The organism is Actinoallomurus bryophytorum, assembly GCF_006716425.1.
In the GTDB taxonomy this organism is placed as follows: domain Bacteria; phylum Actinomycetota; class Actinomycetes; order Streptosporangiales; family Streptosporangiaceae; genus Actinoallomurus; species Actinoallomurus bryophytorum.
The window spans coordinates 5,328,589-5,345,739 of record NZ_VFOZ01000001.1 but is presented as its reverse complement, the minus strand read 5'-3'; the positions used below and the strand labels follow the sequence as shown (position 1 = coordinate 5,345,739).

At 70.8% G+C, this 17,151-nt stretch carries 17 protein-coding genes; 6 read left to right on the top strand and 11 right to left on the bottom strand.

Translation table 11 applies throughout. The annotated features are described in order from the left end of the window. Positions 1-41 precede the first annotated feature (41 nt). Positions 42-479 carry a MerR family transcriptional regulator gene (locus FB559_RS25080; RefSeq protein WP_141958200.1) on the bottom strand — a complete coding sequence of 146 codons (438 nt, stop codon included), beginning with the start codon at positions 477-479 and terminating at the stop codon, positions 42-44. A 38-nt stretch (positions 480-517) separates the two neighbouring features. Here FB559_RS25080 and FB559_RS25075 point away from each other — a divergent pair, with 38 nt between their 5' ends. The 4 genes from FB559_RS25075 to FB559_RS25060 all read left to right on the top strand — a co-directional run bounded on the left by FB559_RS25075 (position 518) and on the right by FB559_RS25060 (position 3,250). Then, complete coding sequence (locus tag FB559_RS25075; protein ID WP_141958198.1) at positions 518-1,171, top strand: class I SAM-dependent methyltransferase; 654 nt, start codon at positions 518-520, stop codon at positions 1,169-1,171. Then, on the top strand, positions 1,168-1,734 hold the full coding sequence (locus tag FB559_RS25070; RefSeq protein WP_141958196.1) for a GNAT family N-acetyltransferase: 567 nt from the start codon (positions 1,168-1,170) through the stop codon (positions 1,732-1,734). The genes FB559_RS25075 and FB559_RS25070 overlap by 4 nt, the downstream gene beginning before the upstream one ends. Before the next feature lie 160 nt (positions 1,735-1,894). Beyond that, entirely contained in the window at positions 1,895-2,290 is a 396-nt protein-coding gene (locus FB559_RS25065; RefSeq protein WP_141958194.1) for a carboxymuconolactone decarboxylase family protein, read from the top strand. 99 nt (positions 2,291-2,389) lie between these two features. Beyond that, positions 2,390-3,250 carry an SMP-30/gluconolactonase/LRE family protein gene (locus FB559_RS25060; RefSeq protein ID WP_221640178.1) on the top strand — a complete coding sequence of 287 codons (861 nt, stop codon included), beginning with the start codon at positions 2,390-2,392 and terminating at the stop codon, positions 3,248-3,250. Between the two features lie 19 nt (positions 3,251-3,269). Here FB559_RS25060 and FB559_RS25055 read toward each other — a convergent pair whose 3' ends face one another. The 3 genes from FB559_RS25055 to FB559_RS25045 form a co-directional block, all read right to left on the bottom strand. Next, complete coding sequence (locus tag FB559_RS25055; RefSeq protein ID WP_141958190.1) at positions 3,270-3,647, bottom strand: YybH family protein; 378 nt, start codon at positions 3,645-3,647, stop codon at positions 3,270-3,272. Positions 3,648-3,664: 17 nt separating this feature from the next. Then, entirely contained in the window at positions 3,665-4,780 is a 1,116-nt protein-coding gene (locus FB559_RS25050; RefSeq protein WP_141958188.1) for an FAD-dependent oxidoreductase, read from the bottom strand. A 67-nt stretch (positions 4,781-4,847) separates the two neighbouring features. Next, complete coding sequence (locus tag FB559_RS25045; RefSeq protein ID WP_141958186.1) at positions 4,848-5,771, bottom strand: NmrA family NAD(P)-binding protein; 924 nt, start codon at positions 5,769-5,771, stop codon at positions 4,848-4,850. A 98-nt stretch (positions 5,772-5,869) separates the two neighbouring features. On the opposite strand from FB559_RS25045, the gene FB559_RS25040 reads away from it, so the two are divergent. Then, complete coding sequence (locus FB559_RS25040; protein ID WP_141958184.1) at positions 5,870-6,448, top strand: TetR/AcrR family transcriptional regulator; 579 nt, start codon at positions 5,870-5,872, stop codon at positions 6,446-6,448. A gap of 181 nt (positions 6,449-6,629) precedes the next feature. Further along, positions 6,630-7,166 (top strand): methyltransferase domain-containing protein, encoded by a 537-nt coding sequence (locus FB559_RS25035; protein WP_141958183.1) that lies wholly within the window; start codon positions 6,630-6,632, stop codon positions 7,164-7,166. A 64-nt stretch (positions 7,167-7,230) separates the two neighbouring features. Here FB559_RS25035 and FB559_RS25030 read toward each other — a convergent pair whose 3' ends face one another. From FB559_RS25030 to FB559_RS25000, 7 genes are all read right to left on the bottom strand, one after another. Next, a complete protein-coding gene (locus FB559_RS25030) occupies positions 7,231-8,103 on the bottom strand; it encodes an LLM class F420-dependent oxidoreductase (RefSeq protein WP_141958181.1) in 873 nt (290 codons plus the stop codon). A gap of 68 nt (positions 8,104-8,171) precedes the next feature. Next, positions 8,172-9,020 carry a hypothetical protein gene (locus FB559_RS25025; protein WP_141958179.1) on the bottom strand — a complete coding sequence of 283 codons (849 nt, stop codon included), beginning with the start codon at positions 9,018-9,020 and terminating at the stop codon, positions 8,172-8,174. A 42-nt stretch (positions 9,021-9,062) separates the two neighbouring features. Beyond that, complete coding sequence (locus FB559_RS25020; RefSeq protein ID WP_141958177.1) at positions 9,063-12,713, bottom strand: ABC transporter ATP-binding protein; 3,651 nt, start codon at positions 12,711-12,713, stop codon at positions 9,063-9,065. Beyond that, on the bottom strand, positions 12,706-13,137 hold the full coding sequence (locus FB559_RS25015; protein ID WP_221640177.1) for a MarR family transcriptional regulator: 432 nt from the start codon (positions 13,135-13,137) through the stop codon (positions 12,706-12,708). The genes FB559_RS25020 and FB559_RS25015 overlap by 8 nt, the downstream gene beginning before the upstream one ends. A 141-nt stretch (positions 13,138-13,278) precedes the next feature. Next, positions 13,279-13,731, bottom strand: a complete 453-nt coding sequence (locus FB559_RS25010; RefSeq protein WP_141958175.1) for a nitroreductase family deazaflavin-dependent oxidoreductase — start codon at positions 13,729-13,731, stop codon at positions 13,279-13,281. 547 nt (positions 13,732-14,278) lie between these two features. Continuing rightward, a complete protein-coding gene (locus FB559_RS25005; protein ID WP_425455081.1) occupies positions 14,279-15,865 on the bottom strand; it encodes a glycoside hydrolase family 13 protein in 1,587 nt (528 codons plus the stop codon). A 154-nt stretch (positions 15,866-16,019) separates the two neighbouring features. Further along, positions 16,020-17,039, bottom strand: a complete 1,020-nt coding sequence (locus FB559_RS25000; RefSeq protein WP_185792390.1) for a LacI family DNA-binding transcriptional regulator — start codon at positions 17,037-17,039, stop codon at positions 16,020-16,022. Positions 17,040-17,151 lie beyond the last annotated feature (112 nt).

Below are 17,151 nucleotides of genomic sequence, written 5' to 3'. Positions count from 1 at the left end.
CTCGCGGCCAGCTTTCTCGGTCGGCGAAAGTGACGGCAAGGTCAGTGCGAATGAATCGCTTCATGAGCCTCTTCGAGAGAAGATCCCGCCAGGAACGCCGCGACCCCGCCGGCGAAGTTGGCGCACTCGAAGATGTCCTCGTGCGGGCATGCCAGGCCATGGGCGATGGCGGTGCGCGCCACCTGGGCCTGGGCGATCCGCTGGTCCAGCTCGGTGAGCTTGCGTTGGTACAGCTCCCGCCAGCCGTCGCCGGCCGGCGAACGAGACTCGACGAACGCTCTGACCTCCTGCAACGTAAAACCGGCATCGCGCAGCAGCAGGACCACGCCGACCAGCCCGACCGCCGATGGCGGATAACGCCGCTGGCCTGAGACCCGGACCGGCGCCGGTAGCACGCAGAGTTCTTCCCAGTAGCGCAGCGCGGAAGTGGCGACACCCGTGCGGCTCGCCAGCTCGCCGATCGTCAACTGCTCAGCCATTTGACTTCAAGTCTACTTGAAGTCGTTGACTGGCGATCATGCGGACAGCAGGTACATCTCTCAAGCAACGCGCGATCAAATACCTGGTGCGCCAGGCCCATCACCCCCAGGGCGTCGTCGGGTGGGCGAACGGCTGGATGTTCGCTCATCGCCCCTCCAACCGGCAGCGCAACCTCTGGGCGGTGTCGTTGCTGGACGTACGGCCCACCGACCGGGTACTCGAGATCGGCTTCGGTCCCGGCGTCGCCATCGCCGCGCTCGCCGGCCGCGCCAAACGGGGCCACGTCTTCGGCGTCGACCACTCGAAGGCCATGGTCCGGCATGCCGCCCGTCGCAACGCCGCCGCCATCCGCGCCCGCCGCGTGCAGCTCACGCACGCCTCCGTGGAGCGGTTGCCGAGCTTCGGCGATCCGCTCGATGCCATCCTCGCCGTCAACTCCGTGGGGTTCTGGCCCGACCCGGTGGTGCGGCTTCGCGAGCTGCGCCGTCTGCTCCGTCCCGCAGGACGCATCGCGCTCGTCAGCCAGCCCCGCTGCCCAGGCGCCACCCGGGACACCACGGTCCGGGCCGCCCAAGAGCTACGGGACCTGCTCACCGAGGCCGGCTTCACCGACACCCGGGTCAATACCCTCGACCTCGACCCTCCCGTCGCCTGGGTGCTCGCCACCAACCCGACCGACATGACCTCATGACCGCCGGCGGCGCACCGGCCGGGCTCCCGGCCCACATCCGACTCTCCGGGCTCGGACTCGTCCTGCGGGAATGGACCGCTGATGACCTGCCGGTGATGGTCGAGCTGTTCGACGACCCTCAGGTCGGCAACCGGACTCCGCTGCGCTCACCCTTCGACCTGACCGCCGCACACGTCTACTTGGACAAGGCCCGCCAGGACCGCGCCGCCGGCCGTCGTCTCCAACTCGCCATCACCACCGATGGCGACCACCCCAAAGGCGAGATCCTGCTCGCCCGCACCGGCGACCACGGCGGCGACGCCGAACTCGCCTACGCCATCGGCCCCCTCCACCGCCGCCAACGACTGGCCACCCGCGCGGTGCGACTGATCACCGGCTACGCCTACGACGTCCTGGCGATGAGCCAGGTCCTCCTCCGCATCGCCGAACACAATCACGCCAGCGCCGCCGTCGCCCGCGGCGCAGGTTTCGAACTCACCGGCGCCGACCCCATCACCCGAGGCGGCAGCCTCCACGCCTGGCGCCACCGCGAACAGGCGCGCCGCGACGGCTCCCGCTGGTGATCGAGCCCACGGAAAATCCCGGCTTGCGTTGGAGCGCGCTCCAACTTCTATCGTTGCTCCCCGAACGCCGCGCCCAGCCGGCCGAACGACACCGGCTCGAGGTCAACGGCGGCGCGCTGGACGAGAAGATCACGCACTACGAGAAAGCACTGGGGGAACAATGACCCGCGAAGAACGCTACGAGCACGGCCTGAAGGTCCTGCGGGAGATCGACGGCGAGGCCGGGCAGAAGGTCGTCGACTCTCTCGCCGACATCTCGCCCGAGCTCGGCAACCAGGTCGTCTCCTGGGCGTTCGGCGACATCTACGCCCGCCCCGGCCTGCCGCCCCGCGACCGGCAGCTCGTCACCCTCGGCATGCTCACCGCCCTCGGCGGCTGCGAGCCCCAGCTCGAGGTCCACATCAACGCCGCCCTCAACGTCGGCCTCAGCCCGGCCGAGATCGTCGAGGCCCTGCTGCACTCCGCCGTCTACTGCGGCATGCCCCGGGCCCTCAACGCCACCTTCGTCGCCAAGAAGGTCTTCGCCGAACGCGACCTCCTCCCCGTGGTCACCTGACCACGATCGACGGGCCGCGCGGCGGCAGGGGCCTCGGTACGCCCGGCGCCGTGGGGACCTGAGAGGATCACGGGGATCGGGCGAGGGAAGGACATGCGCATGGAACTCACGGCGGAGCCCTGTTCGCCGGTGCGGGTCGAGCACGCCGAGGGCCCGTTCTGGGACGGTGAGAGGTTCGGCTGGGTGGACATCATGGCCGGGCACCTGTGGGTGGCCGGCTTCGACGGCACGGCCCTCACCGATCCCCGGTCCTACGACGTCGGACGCCCGCTCGGCGCGGCCGTCCCGCGTAGCGGGGGCGGCTGGCTCCTCGCCGCCGGCACCGCCTTCCTCTCGCTCGACGAGGACGGCACGGTGACGCCGCTGACCGATGACCTGGCCGACGCGTCCGTGGTCCGGATGAACGACGGCAAGTGCGACCCGGCCGGACGGTTCTGGGCCGGGACGATGGAGTACGACGAGTCGCGGCCCGTCGCGTCGCTGTACGTCTTCGACGGCGCCGTCCGTACCGTCCTGGACGACGTCACGATCTCGAACGGGCTGGCGTGGAGTCCCGACCATCGCGCGATGTACTACATCGACACCCCGACCAAGCGCATCGACGTGTTCGACTACGACGAGCACACCGGCGAGGTGTCCGGACGGCGGACGTTCGCCGAGGTCGAGGGCGGAGATCCCGACGGCATGACCGTCGACGACGAGGGTTTCTTGTGGGTGGCGCTGTGGGGCGGCGGCGCGGTACGCCGCTTCGACCCGTCCGGGCGGCCGGTGGGTACGGTCCGGCTGCCGGTGACGAACGTCTCGAGCTGCTGCTTCGGTGGTCCCGGCGGCGACACTCTGTTCATCACGACGTCGCAGCAGGGGCTCTCACCCGAGCGACGAGCCGCCGAACCGGACGCCGGGCGGATCTTCCGCGTCGAACCGGGCGTCACCGGCAGGCCCGGCACGCGGTTCGCCTGACGCCCGGCACACGCCCCGGTCAGTCGGAGTCGTCGTCTTCGGGCGTGGCCCACCATTCTTCGAAGGAGCGGCAGCGGCCGTCCTCGGCGAAGCGCATGATCCACAGGTCGAGGAACTCCTCGTGGTCCGGCTCGCCGTAGCTCACCTCCACCCGTGCCACGGCCGTGTCACCGTCGACCGCGATGACCTCGCTGGTCAGCTCGAACTCCTCGTCGGGGCCCGTACGCTCCTCGTCCCACATCCGGGCGATCGCCGGCAGGCCGATCAGCGGCGCGTCGTAGGGGCCCTGCGTGTAGGTGGCGTCCTCGGTGAAGCTCTCGGCGAGCGCTTCGGTGCCGGGGCTCCGCCACGCTCGCTCGTAGCCGGCGATCCAGTCGGCCACCCGTTTCTTGTCCATGGGATCAGTGTGACGGATCACCACGTCCGAGAGGACGACGACGTCTGTGAACTATCGGGAGGTGTGAGGGCGAAACGGGCAATGGGGGCGTCACCCTCCACAAGATCGGTGACGAGCTCGCCGACGAGCGGTGCGAACTTGGCTCCATGCCCGGAACAGGGCGAGCAGACGACGATCGGTCCCGACCGGTCCAGGATGAAGTCCTCGCCGGGTGCCCAGGTGTACAGACAGGTCGTCTCCGACCGCAGGGCCGGGTCGAGGCCCGGCAGCCACTCTCGTACGTACGCGAGGGCGCGCTCCCGTGCCTGGAGGTCCACCGTGAAGTCACGGTCGTCGGCGGTGGTCACCGTGCCGTTCACGTGCTCACCGACCTTGAGCAGCGGGCCCTCGGGCAGTGCGTACATCTCCAGCGACTCCGGCGAGGCGCCATGCACGATCGTCGGCCACGGTCCGGGCTCGCGGCGGTCGAAGTAGAAGACCTGCTGCTGGGTCACGGTCAGCGGTGGCAGCGGCACGAGGCCGTCGAGCAGCGGACCCGCCCAGCCGCCGGCCGCCACGACCAGGGTCCGCGCGTGCCAGGTCTCGCCGCCCGCCTGGAACCGCACCCCGTCGTCCGCCGGTTCGAGGCCGTGCACGGGAGTCTCGTACGCCATCTCCGCGCCGCCCGTCGCGGCGAGCCGGACCATCGCCGCCATCGACGCCTCCGGATCGATGACGCCGCCCGACGGATCGTGCACGACGGGCCCGGAGAAGCGGATTCCCGGCCACCGCCGGGCGGCCTCGGCCTGGTCGAGGAGCTCTACGGACACTCCGTGCTCCCGCAGCAGAGCCGCCATGCGCTCGGGCTCACGACCGGGCCCGTGGTCGACGCCGCCGACGCGGTCGAGCAGCGGCTGCCCGGCCTCGGCCGCCAGGCGTTCCCACAGCGGCCCGGCACGGCCCGTGAGCTCGACGTAGAGCGGATCGAGGTACGCGCGGCGGAAGATCCGTGATCGCCCGTGCGAACTGCCGCGCCGATGACCGGCGGCCTGCGCCTCGAAGCCCGCCACGGAATGCCCGCGCCGGACGGCCGCCCACGCGGTCGCCGATCCGGACAGTCCGAGCCCTACCACCGCCACGTCCACGTTCCGCATGGACGAATCCTGCCGGTTCCCCGGCCCGGGACGCGCGGCGGGGTTCGTCCGGCCGCGGACCGTACGGTCAGGCCGCGACCCGCATGTGCTCCCGCGCCCATTCCTCGAAGCCGGTGAGCGGGATGCCGAGGGCCCGCGCGTACTCCGGGCGGGCCGGCTGACCGGCCACGTTCAGCCACTCGTGTGTGGCACCCATCCCTGGCATTCCAGCGGCGAGGGCCTCCTCCTCGGTCATGTCCGGTGCGGACAGCCGCGTGCCCAGGGCGCGCGAGAGGACCTCGGCGATCTCCGTCATCGACAGGTGGTCGCTCGCCAGCTCCAGTTCGACCCCGTCGAACCGCTCCGGCGCGGCGATGGCCGCGGCGGCCGCCCTGCCGATGTCCTCCACCGCGACCAAAGACAGCCGGGTCCCGGGCTTCAGGACGCTCACCAGGCCGCCCTCGATGCCGCGCGGGAACAGGAACGCCATGGACGGAAGGAAGTTCTCCATGAAGAAGCCCGGCTTGAGGAGCGTCCAGTGCGGGAATCCGGCCTCGCGGACCCGGTCCTGGATCGCGCTCTTGGCGCCCAGGGTTGGCTCCATCGAAGCCCAGCGGCCTTCGGCCCAGCCCGGGACCTCGGTGTGCCGGCCGGCGCCGGTGACGGACGTGTGCACGAACTGCGGCACCCCGGCGGCTCTCGCGCCCTCGACGAGGTTGACGCCCTGGGCCACCTCCCCTTCGAAGTCGAAGCCGTCCCCGGCCATGCCGGGCATCTGCACGGAGAAGACGGCGCGTACCCCCTCGGCGGCCCGGGTCACGGAGCCGCGGTCGTGGAGATCGCCGGTGACCAGCTCGGCGCCGAGGGCCTCGACGGCCTTGGCCCGGTCCGTGGCCGGGTCGCGTACCAGGGCGCGTACGGGAACGCCCGCCGCTCGCAGCGCGCGAGCGGTGGCCCCGCCCTGCCTGCCGGTGGTGCCGGTGACCAAGACGGGTGCGGAATCTGCGGACATGGCGCTCCTCGGCTGCTCCTCATAAACGGCGGGGTCCGCCGTTTATGAGGCGATACGATACGGCGGGGCCCGCCACTTAACAACCTGGAGATGACGCCATGCCCGACCGCCGCCGCGCGGACGCCCGGCGCAACTACGCGCGCATCCTCGCCGTGGCCGAGGAGGAGGTCGCCGCCCACGGCGCCGACGCCTCGCTGGAACAGATCGCCCGCACCACGGGAGTCGGCTCGGCGACCGTGCGCCGGCACTTCCCCACCCGCCGCGCGCTACTGGAGGCGGTGTCCCACAAACGGATCGAGGCGCTGCGGGTCCGCGCCCAGGACCTGACCGGCGCGGCCGACAGCCGGGGCGCGCTGCTGGAATGGCTGGGTGACGTCGTCGCCTACTGCGCCTCCGCCCGTGGCCTGGCGGCCGCGCTGGTCTATGACGGGGTCGCGCCCGACCCGGTGCACGACAACTCCTGCTCGGCGATGCTGGAGGAGGCGGGGGACCCTCTGCTGCGCCGCGCCGTACGGGACGGCGCGGTGGCCACAGGCGTGACCGTCGCCGACCTGATCACGCTGGCGGTCGGCATCGTCCTCGCGACGGAGCACCACCCGGACCCCACCGCCGCGGCGGACCGGCTGTTCGGGCTGGCCGTGGCGGGACTGGCCGGACAGGGTCCGGCGGCCACCTGAGCCGGGGGCCGAGGGTTCGCTGCCGCGCCGAGAACGCGGAGTGCGAGGCGATGCACACAAACCCGGTCTGGCAGGGTCGAACCGTGCATATTAAGATACGTATGCACCTTGCATGTAAAGTTTTGAAGGAAGGGGTTCCGGTGATCCCCCACCCCCATGTCTCCCTGTCGATGAACGCGCGATGAACGGGCCCGCAGCGGCCGAGGCCGGGCGTACCCCGCTCGACGAGGTCGCTCTCGGCAGCCTCCTGGCGACGGCGGCCGGTACCGGCCCGATCCGTCTCGTCGGCGCACACCTGCACGACCTCGCCACCCGGCTCGTCGTCGACGGCCTGACCGTCGAGGCCACCGTCCCCGGCCGCCGGCCGGCGCGCGCGCTGCGGCGGGCGCTCAAGCGGGCGGGCCAGCGGACGGCGATCGCACCCGTGGTCGATGACATCGGGATCAACCTGCCCTTCCCCGACTCCGCCGCCGACGTGCTCGTCTGCCGGCTCGACCCGCAGACGTTCCCGTTCCCCCGGCACACGGTCCGCGAGCTGGGCCGCGCCATCGGCCCCGGCGGCATGGTCGTCCTGCTCACCGGCCCGCGGCCACCCTGGCCGTCGGGGCTGGTCGACGCGTGGGCCGGCTCGGCGGGGCTGGTCCCCCAGGTCGAACGCGGCGTCGGAGGCGCGACGCCGTTCGCCGGCGCGGTCTACGAGTCGCGCCTGACGACGTAGGACCCCGCACCACGTCAGTGGTGCGGGGTCCCGGCGAACAGTCGTCACGGGGAGACGGCAGGCGTCACAGGTCCGCCACCACGGGGATGACGTCGCTGCCGATGGCCTCGAGCGGAGCGATCTTCCACACGCCGGCGACGGCGCCGAGGGCGGAGCCGAAGCCCTGCTCGGCGAGCCTGCCCAGACCGTCGACGATCTCGCCGGTCTTCTCCCCCTTCTCTCCCGGGTCGAAGATGAAGTAGCAGGTCTTCTCGATCTCGTCGTAGTCGCGGCCTTCGGCCTCGCAGTGCGCGCGGAGCACGTCGAGCTTGTGCTCCACCTCGGGCCCGGGGAACAGGTTGCACGCCTGGCCGTAACGGGCGACGAACCGCAGCGTCTTCTTCTCGCCTCCGCCGCCGATCATGATCGGCGGATGCGGCTGAGAGAGCGCCTGCGGCGAGTTGAGGGTCCGCGCCAGCTGATGGCGCCGGCCCTCGTACGGCCCGTCGCCGTCACTCCACATCTGCAGGCAGATCTGCAGCGTCTCCTCGAGATGCTCGAAGCGCTCGGCGACCGGCGGGAAGAACAGGCCGAGGGCACGTGCCTCGTCCTCGTTCCATGCCGCGCCGACGCCGAGTTCGGCACGGCCGCCCGACAGGACGTCGAGCGTGGTCACGATCTTCGCCAGCAGGCCGGGGCTGCGGTAGACGGCGCCGGTCACGAGCGTGAGCAGCTTGGCGCGCGACGTGTGCGCCGCGAGGTAGCCCAGCGTGGTGTACGCCTCGAGCATCTCGTGCTCGGCCGGGCCGACGCCCCTGATCTGGAAGACGTGGTCCATGACCGCGATGCGGTTGAACCCCGCGGAATCGGCCGTACGCGCCACCTCGGCCAGCTCCGCACCGAGCTTGGACGGGCCGTTCGGCCAGGTGAAGTCGGGAATCTGAAGTCCGATCTTCATTCGGTCACCTCCTCCTTCAATCCAACCATGTAATCGGGTAAGCCTGTAAGCGGAGGAGCGTCCGAATTTTATGCCGATACTCTCTCCGGCTCCGCCGACGGCTCGCCGAACCTCGCGAGGGCGAGCGCACCGGCCACCGCCAGCGCGAACCCCACGACGGCCACCCAGAGGAAGCCGGCCCGCGTCCCGTCGTCCAGCAGGAGCACACCGACGATGGCCGGCATCAGCGTCTCGGCGACCACGACGGTCGCCGTGGTCATGGTCACCGAGCCGCGCTGCAGGGCGGTCGCGAAGAACAGGAAGGCCACCAGGCCACCGGCCGCGACGACGTACATCGCCGGGTCGCGCAGCAGGTCGAGCGGGTAAAGGCTCTTCACGACCCGTGCGCCGATCGCGACGAAGCCGAACCCGAGACCGGCGGCCAGCCCGAGCGCGACGGAGCGGGCTCGTCCGCGCAGGCGGCCCGCCAGGACTCCCGCGACGGCGATCACCGCGACGCACCCCAGGAGCACGAGCTTGAAGCGCAGGCTGACCGTTGCCGGGTTCTCGTGGCCGGCGGAGAGCCCGAGCATGGCCAGACCCGCGCAGACCGCCGCGACCGCCGTCCACTCCTGCCCGCTGAGCCGTACGTGCAGCACGCGTACGGCGACCACCGCCGTCACGGCGAGGTTGGCCGCGACGGCCGCCTGCACCACGAACAGCGGCAGGGAACGCAGCGCCGCCAGCTCCGCCATGAAGCCCAGGATGTCCAGGCCGGTGCCGAGCACGAACGGCCACTGCCGGAGCAGGCGCACCAGCAGCCGGGGGTCGATGCCCGCGGCCACGGACGTCGACCGTGCGGCGACGGCCTGCAGCACGCTCGCCACGCCGAAGCACACCGCGGCGCCGATCGCGCCCAGCAGGCTCAGCACGACCACGGGACCACCCTCGGCTCGGGGCTCATGCCCCGAGCCTATGGCTCAGGCCGCCTGCCAGAGCGAGGCGTACTGACCTCGGTCGCGCAGGAGCTGGTCGTGGGTGCCGTCCTCGACCACGCGGCCCTGCGCCATCACGACGATCCGGTCCGCGTGGCGTGCCGTCTGGAGCCGGTGCGCGACCAGCACCGTCGTACGGCCGGAGGCGACGCTGTTCATCGCCCGGGTGACACGTGCCTCCGTGGCCAGGTCGAGGTTGGCGGTGGCCTCGTCGAGCAGCAGGATCGCCGGGTCGACCAGCTCCGCGCGCGCCAGGCAGATGAGCTGCCGCTGCCCGGCCGACAGCGAGGCGCCGCGTTCGGCGATCTCGTGCTCGTACCCTCCCGGCAGCCGCATGATCAGGTCGTGCGCGCCGACCGCGCGTGCCGCCGCCTCGACCTCGCCGGCGGAGGCGTCGGGCCGCCCGTACGCGATGTTGTCGTGCACCGTGCCGCGAAACAGGAAGGTCTCCTGCGGCACGTACCCGAGCTGGTGCCGGTACGCGTCCAGGTCGAGGGTGCGCAGGTCGTGCCCGTCGATGAGGATCCGCCCCTCCTGCGGGTCGTAGAAGCGCGCCAGCAGCTTGACCAGGCTCGACTTGCCCGCCCCGGTCGCCCCCACCAGCGCGACCGTCTCCCCGGGCTCGATCGTCAGGTCGACGCCGGCCAGCGCCTCCTCCCCGAGGCCCGGATAGCCGAACCGCAGGCCCTCCAGCCGGATCGCCCCGCTCAGCGGGCCGGGGTCGATCGGCTCGGCGGCGACGGGGGTGGCGACCGGCTCGGCCATCAGGTCGCTGATGCGCGCCATCGACACGCGTGCCTGCTGCCAGTCGTCGAAGACCTCCGACAGCTGCTGGATCGGGGAGAAGAACAGGTTGACGTACAGCAGGAACGCGATCAGCTCACCGGGGGTCAGCGAGTGGGCGCGCACCATGTGGTAGCCGAGCGCGAGCACGACCACCGCCGCGACGTCGGCCAGGAAGTCGACGAAGGGGAAGTACAGCGAGATGAGCCGCTGTGCGGCCAGCCGCGCGTCGACGTAGCCGCGGGTGATCCGCTTGAACTCGGTGTGGCGCCGTCGTTCCTGCGTGAACGCCTGCGACTCCCGTACGCCGGCCATGCTTTCCTGCAGGCTGGCGTTGACGACCGCGATCCGCTCGCGCGCCTCCCGGTACGGCTCGGCCGACAGTCGGCGGAACACCACCGTGGCGACCAGCAGCGGGAGCAGCACGAGCGCCGTCGCGCCGGTCAGCACCGGGCTCATCAGGGCCATCGCCACCGCGACCCCCACGAACGTGAACAGCGACGCGACCGCGCTGATCAGCCCGTCCTGCAGAAGCGAGGCGAACGCGCTCACGTCCGTGGTCATCCGGGTCATGATGCGCCCGGCCATCTCCCGGTCGTAGAAGTCCACGGACAGCCGCTGCAGCTGTGCCCAGACCCGGACCCGCAGGGCGTACATGAGCCGCTCACCGGTGCGTCCCGCCACGAGCGTGACCGTACGGGAGATCGCCAGGTCCACGAGGGCCACGCCGAGGAAGATCCCGGCGGCGGTGAACAGCGCGGACTGCGACCCGGTGAGCACACCGTCGTCGATGCCGTCGCGGGACAGGTACGGTCCGGCGACGCCGGCCAGCGCGTCGAGCACGACGAGCAGCAGGCCGAGCCCCAGCGGCGCGCGGTACGGCCGCAGGAACCGCCAGAGCGTGAAGTTGGGCGCGGGCTCGGACTCGCGGCCGATGTCGACGTCCGGCTCGTCGTCCAGGGGCGGCAGCGCGGCGACCCGCTCGATCATGTCGTCGTGGGAGAACGCGCCTCCCATGCCCGGGTGCCGGGCGGCAGGGGGCTCGGTCGGCGGTGCCGGGTCGAGGTCGGCCTCCAGGTCGTCTCCCTCCCCCGCCAGCAGGCGCCGGTACAGGGGGCAGCGGGCCATCAGCTCGGCGTGCGTGCCGTCGTCGATGACCCGGCCGGCGTCCATCACGGCGATCCGGTCCGCGAGCCGCAGCGTGGAACGGCGATGCGCGACGAGCAGCGTCGTGTGCTCGTGGAGTACGCGGCGGAGGGTCGCGTGGATGCTCTCCTCGACCTTGGCGTCGACCGCGCTCGTGGCGTCGTCCAGCACGAGGATGCGCGGGTCGGCGAGCAGCGCGCGGGCGAGTGCGACCCGCTGGCGCTGCCCGCCGGAAAGCGTCAGCCCGCGCTCGCCGACCACGGTGTCGTAGCCGTCGGGCATCCGCATGATGAACTCATGCGCCTCGACCGCGCGTGCGGCGGCCTCCACCTCCGCGTCGGTGGCCTCCGGCCGCCCGTAGGCGATGTTGTCGCGCAGGGACTCAGAAAACAGGAAGCTCTCCTCGAAGACCATGCCGATCTGGGACCGCAGCGAGGCGAGGGTGACGTCGCGTACGTCGTGGCCGTCGATACGGACGGCGCCGTCCTGCGGGTCGTGGAACCGCGACAGCAGCAGCGCCGCGGTGGACTTGCCCGATCCGGACGCACCCACCAGCGCGACGACCTCACCGGGCTCGATCCGCAGGTCGAAGCCGTCCAGGACCGGCTCGGACCGCCAGAAGCCGAACCTCACCGCCTCGAAGGAGATCTCCCCCCGCAGCTTGGGCAGGTCGCGTGCGTCGGGGGCGTCGGTGACCGCCGGGGTGGTGTCGAGCAGCTCGAAGATGCGCTCGGCTCCGGCGCGCGCCTGGGGCGCGGCGCTGAGCATCCGCGCGATCATCCGCGCCGGGTTGACGAGCAGGACGAGGTAGGAGGCGAACGCGAGGAAGGTGCCGACCGTGATCCGGTCGTGCAGGGCCAGCCAGCCGCCCAGCGCCAGCACGCCGACCTGTCCGAACGTCGGGATCGACTCGAGGAGCGGCTGGTAGCGCGCCTGCATCCGGATGGCGCGCATGCTGGAGCCGTACAGGCCGGACGCCGACTCGGCGAGGCGTTCGAACTCGCGGTGTTCCTGCCCGAAGCCCTTGACCACGCGGGCCCCGGTCACCGCCTGGTCGACGACCTGCGCGACGTCGCCGGTCCGCTGCTGGACGTCCCAGGTGGCCGGGTAGAGCCGGGTGCGCATGCGGTACGCCCCGAGGACGAGGATCGGCAGGATGACCAGGCTGATCAGGGCGAGCAGCGGAGAGAAGACGAACATCACGCCGAGCGAGGCGATCATCAGCACGAGGTTGCTGCTCAGCGCCGGCAGGACGCGCAACACCATGAGCACGAGGCTGATGTCGGAGTTGGCCCGCGAGACGAGCTGGCCGGTGGCGAGCTGCCCGTGCGCCTGCAGGTCGAGGCGTTGCAGCTCGCGGTGGATGGCGCCGCGCAGGCCGTACGAGACCTCCAGCATCACCTTGGACGAGTGGAACCGGCGCGTGCGGGCGGCCGCGAAGCCCACGGTCCCGAGCACGAACAGGACCAGCAGCCACGGGGCGAGCGGGGACTTCGAGGCGAGGATCACGTCGTCGACGACATGACGCTCGACGACCGGAACGGTGGTGCTGACGCCCGCCCAGACCAGGCCCGCGACGAACGTGCGGACCAGGCTGCCGCGCTGCCTGAGCACGAACGGGAGCATCCGGCGGATCCAGCCGCCCTTCCTGACGGCGGGAGCGGCGACGGTACGGGTCGTTGCCGATGTGGCGGCCCGCTCAGCCATCGGCGAGCCGTTCCATGAGGCCCGCGGCCAGCCGGAGCAGCTCGCACTCGGTAGGTGTCAGGCGTTCGGCCATGGCCTTGGCCAGCCACGCTTCGCGCCGCTCGGTGTCCTCGTCGAGCACGGCCATCCCCTCGCGTGTGATGTCGATCCGGACCTGTCTCCGGTCCACGTCGTCCGGGCTGCGGACGATCAGACCGTCGTTCTCGAGCCGGGAGAGCATCCGCGTCAGCGACTGCGGCTGGAGCCGCTCGGCGGCGGCCATGGCCGACGCCGTCATCGAGCCGTTGCGGGCCAGGAGATTGAGCAGGCTGAGCCGGCTGAGGCTCAGCCCGTAACCGACACGCTCGGCACGTAGCCGACGGCCGAGCCGGCTCATCCCCTGGCGCAACACGCCCGCGGTCGCACGGGCCTCATCGTTCCCCACACACTAAGCGAAGCTTATTATTCTTCGGCTGGCAAATGCTTAGTTGTCCTAAATAGCGATTAAATTGTCACGCATTGCGTACTGTTAGGTATATGAGGCGGTCCCGGTGCCTCGTCCGGGGACGGATGCCGGGAGCCGGTCTCAGCCGAGCTGGAAGACCGGGTAACCCGGGGCGATCTCCAGCAGCTTCTCGTCGGAGGCGTCCGGGCCGACTCCGTTGAAGAACATGCCGACCTCGAACTTCCAGCGCTTGAGGTAGGCGCGGAGGATGTCCGGCTTTTCCTCGTCGGCCAGCTCGGTCGCGGTGAAGACCTCGACGCGCCGGCCGATGTGCAGCTCGCCGCCCCCGGACACGCGCATGTTCCGGACCCACTGGGTGTGACCGCGCGGGGCCACGAGGTAGCGCTTGCCCTCGTATTTGAGCAGGTTGACGGGGGTCGTCCGCCATTCGCCACTCTTGCGGCCGCGCACGTAGAGGACCCGTGAGCCCAGCAGGCTGATCCCCATGCGGGTCAGGCCGCTGACCACCTTGCGGGTCGAGCGGTCCAGCAGGTTGTTGCCGACGATGAGGCGGGGTTCGGATTCGGCGGCCATCGGGTGCTCCTAAGCGTTCTGGCGAGCCCTGCGGGAGAGCAGTGCTCTTTCTTGAGAGCAGTGTGCATGGTGCCGCGGGCTACCGTCAAGAGCAGTGCTCTCGGAAAAGATAGGCGCTCTCATGGAAGAGCGAGAAATGCCGCGGACCGGCCGTTCGGTCCGCGACATCGAGGAGGTGGCTCGTCTGGTGTCCCGTTACTCCGGCCCGCGGAACCGCCCGGCGGACGGTGAACTCTGCCGCCGCGTCTCAGCAGGCCAGGGGCTGCGGGCGTGTTCTCGATAGGGGCAGGGGCCTGTCTGGAGCCCACCCGAGTCCACCCACCTGGAGCCCACTCACCTGGAGCCCACTCACCTGGAGCCCACTCACCTGGAGCCCACCCGCCCGGGGGTGCCATCCCACTCTCATTGTCCAGCCAGAACAGCGGCGCGCGACAGTAGAGCGGGGTTCTGTGGATAACCCCGGGTGGCGCCACCCAGGCGCCACCCAGGCGCCACCCAGGCGCCACCCAGGCGCCACCCGGCGACCAACATGACTTCCAGGCAGACCCTAAAGGCGGCTCCACCATGCGGCCGAGTCCGGGGGCAGGTCGCCGGCGTTCATCTCCGTGCTCGACAGTAGGAACGTTCCACTGATGTCGAGTCGTACGGGTTCCCGCCCGAAGTTGACCGCGCACACGAACCCCGGGTCGCGTTCGAAGACCAGGACGTTCTCCGGGCCGTCGAGCCAGCGCAGGACGCCGTCGCCCAGTGCGGGCAGTTCCCTGCGGATGCGCAGCGCGTCCCGGTAGAGCCGTAGCGTCGAGCCCGGGTCGCCCACCTGGGCCTCCACCGTCAGGTCCCGCCAGCCGGGCGGGACCGGCAGCCAGCTCTCGCCGACCATCGGCGGGCTGAAGCCGAACGGCGGCTCGGAGTACGCCCACGGAATCGGCACACGGCAGCCCTCGCGGCCCATGCCGTTGCCCCACTGCGGGTCCAGGAGGTATTTCGCCGGCAGGTCGGTGACCTCCGGAAGACCCAGCTCCTCGCCCTGGTAGACGTAGGTGGACCCGGGCAGCGCCAGCGTGAGGAGTGCCGCGGCCCGTGCCCGGCGCAGGCCGACCTCCCCGCCTCCGTACCGCGTGACGTGGCGCTGGACATCATGGTTGGACAGCACCCAGGTCGTCGGCGCGCCGACCAGGGCCGAGGCGGCCAGCGAGTCGTCGATGACCGCCCGCAGGTCCGCGGCCGACCAGGTCGCCTTCAGGTAGTGGAAGTTGAACGCCTGGTGCAGTTCGTCCGGGCGTACGTAACGCGACAGACGCTCGGCGTTGGGTGCCCACGCCTCCGCGACGCCGACCCCGCCGTAGGAGTCCAGGAGACGCCGCCACGAACGGTGGATGTCGTGCACGCCGTCCTGGTCGAAGTAGGGCAGTTCGGCGTGGCCGAGCATCTGGATCTGCCCCGTGTGACCGGCGTCCGGCAGGCCGTCCGCCTTGACCATGCCGTGCGCGACGTCGATGCGGAAGCCGTCGACGCCCCGGTCGAGCCAGAACCGCATGATGTCCTCGAACTCCGTGTGGACCTCGGGGTTCTGCCAGTTCAGGTCGGGCTGCTCGGGAGCGAACAGGTGGAGGTACCACTCCCCGTCCGGCAGCCGGGTCCAGGCCGGCCCGCCGAAGATCGACTCCCAGTCGTTCGGGGGGAGCTCGCCACGGCCCGGCCGGAAGATGTAACGGTCGCGTTCGGGCGCTCCCGGCCGCGCGCGTACGGCGCTCTCGAACCACGGGTGCGCGGCGGAGGTGTGGTTGGGGACGATGTCGACGATCACCTTGAGGCCGTACCGGTGCGCCTCGTCGACCAGCGACTCCGCGTCGCCGAGGGTGCCGAAGCCGGGATCGACCGCCCGGTAGTCCGACACGTCGTACCCGCCGTCGGCCATCGGCGAGCGGTAGAACGGCGTGAGCCACAGCGCGTCGACGCCGAGCCAGGACAGGTAGCGCAGGCGGCTGCGGACCCCGAGCAGATCGCCCACGCCGTCTCCGTCGCCGTCGGCGAAGCTGCGCAGGTAGACCTGGTAGATGACCGCGTCGCGCGCCCAGAGCGCGTCTCGCGTACAGGGCACGGCCGGATCCGTGAATTGCTGAGTCACTGGCAACTCCGTCAGGACGTGGCGGCACCGGCGTTGAGTCCGGTGACCGACCCCTCTGAAAGAACGACGGCGCGCGTCATCGTCAACACCATCGGGTTGCGCAGAACGTAACAGCGATGAAGCATGATGGAAATACCTTGCAGCAAATTCGCGCAAAACGCTACAAAGCGTCCCCCGCCGCAGGCCCGGTCGAGCCGCGGACCACCAGCTCTGGACGGAACACGAGCTCCGTGTGCGGCGAGCCGACGCCCTTGATCTCATCCAGGAGACCGCGTACGGCGACCAGCGCCATCTCCCGTACGGGCTGGCGGATCGTGGTCAGCGGCGGGTCGATGTAGCCCATCAGCGGTGAGTCGTCGAAGCCGACGACGGAGACGTCCTCGGGGACCCGCAGGTCCTGCCCGCGCGCCGCACGGATCGCGCCGATCGCCATCATGTCGTTGGCACAGCAGATCGCGGTGCACCCGCGGTCGAGCAGCTGACGTGCCGCGGCCTCGCCGCCCTCGATGGTGAAGATCGTGTTCGAGATCCACTGATCCACGTCGGTGACGCCGAGACGGTCGGCCATCCCCTTGCGGTAGCCCTGGGTCTTGCGGATCACCGGGACGAACCTCTCCTGGCCCACCGCCAGCCCGATCCGCCGGTGTCCGAGCTGGGCCAGGTGCGCCACGGCGAGCTCCATGGAACCGGCCTCGTCGCTGGAGACGAACGTGGCATCGACCTCGTCCGTGTACCCGTTGACCAGCACGATCGGCAGACCCCGGTCGGTGAGGCGCTTGTAGCCGCCATGATCGGCCTGGGAGTCGGCGTGCAGGCCGGAGACGAAGATGATGCCGGAGACCCCGCGTTCGAGCAGGAGGTCGGTGTAGTCGTCCTCGTTGATGCCGCCGGGCGCCAGCGCGCACAGCACCGCCGTGTAACCGTGCATCGCCAGGGTGTTCTCGATGACCTCGGCGAAGGCCGGGAAGATCGGGTTGGACAGGTCGGCGACGATCAACCCGATCAGCCCGGCGCGCGGCTGCCGGATCCGCGCGGGGCGTTCGTAGTCGAAGGAGTCCAGCGCCTCGATGACCGCCTCACGGGTCGCGGGCGCGACTCCGGCCTTGCCGTTGAGGACCCTGCTGACCGTGGCCTCGCTCACTCCGGCTTTCGCGGCGATGTCCGCCAGGCGCGTGCTCACAGGGTCGAATGTACCGCCGGAGACGGCCAACGGGGCTGCCGTGCCATGTCCGGACAGCGCACCACTTGCGCAATCTTTCTGAAATCCCTTGCCTGTCGTACGCATCGCCACC

Excerpts from the sequence above, each read along its gene's own strand:
- FB559_RS25080 (WP_141958200.1), bottom strand. The coding sequence starts at position 479 with ATGGCTGAGCAGTTGACGATCGGCGAGCTGGCGAGCCGCACGGGTGTC.
- FB559_RS25010 (WP_141958175.1), bottom strand. The coding sequence starts at position 13,731 with ATGGCCGCCGAATCCGAACCCCGCCTCATCGTCGGCAACAACCTGCTG.
- FB559_RS25035 (WP_141958183.1), top strand. The coding sequence starts at position 6,630 with ATGAACGGGCCCGCAGCGGCCGAGGCCGGGCGTACCCCGCTCGACGAG.
- FB559_RS25040 (WP_141958184.1), top strand. The coding sequence starts at position 5,870 with ATGCCCGACCGCCGCCGCGCGGACGCCCGGCGCAACTACGCGCGCATC.
- FB559_RS25045 (WP_141958186.1), bottom strand. The coding sequence starts at position 5,771 with ATGTCCGCAGATTCCGCACCCGTCTTGGTCACCGGCACCACCGGCAGG.
- FB559_RS25075 (WP_141958198.1), top strand. The coding sequence starts at position 518 with ATGCGGACAGCAGGTACATCTCTCAAGCAACGCGCGATCAAATACCTG.
- FB559_RS25060 (WP_221640178.1), top strand. The coding sequence starts at position 2,390 with ATGGAACTCACGGCGGAGCCCTGTTCGCCGGTGCGGGTCGAGCACGCC.
- FB559_RS25070 (WP_141958196.1), top strand. The coding sequence starts at position 1,168 with ATGACCGCCGGCGGCGCACCGGCCGGGCTCCCGGCCCACATCCGACTC.
- FB559_RS25020 (WP_141958177.1), bottom strand. The coding sequence starts at position 12,713 with ATGGCTGAGCGGGCCGCCACATCGGCAACGACCCGTACCGTCGCCGCT.
- FB559_RS25050 (WP_141958188.1), bottom strand. The coding sequence starts at position 4,780 with ATGCGGAACGTGGACGTGGCGGTGGTAGGGCTCGGACTGTCCGGATCG.
- FB559_RS25065 (WP_141958194.1), top strand. The coding sequence starts at position 1,895 with ATGACCCGCGAAGAACGCTACGAGCACGGCCTGAAGGTCCTGCGGGAG.
- FB559_RS25030 (WP_141958181.1), bottom strand. The coding sequence starts at position 8,103 with ATGAAGATCGGACTTCAGATTCCCGACTTCACCTGGCCGAACGGCCCG.
- FB559_RS25055 (WP_141958190.1), bottom strand. The coding sequence starts at position 3,647 with ATGGACAAGAAACGGGTGGCCGACTGGATCGCCGGCTACGAGCGAGCG.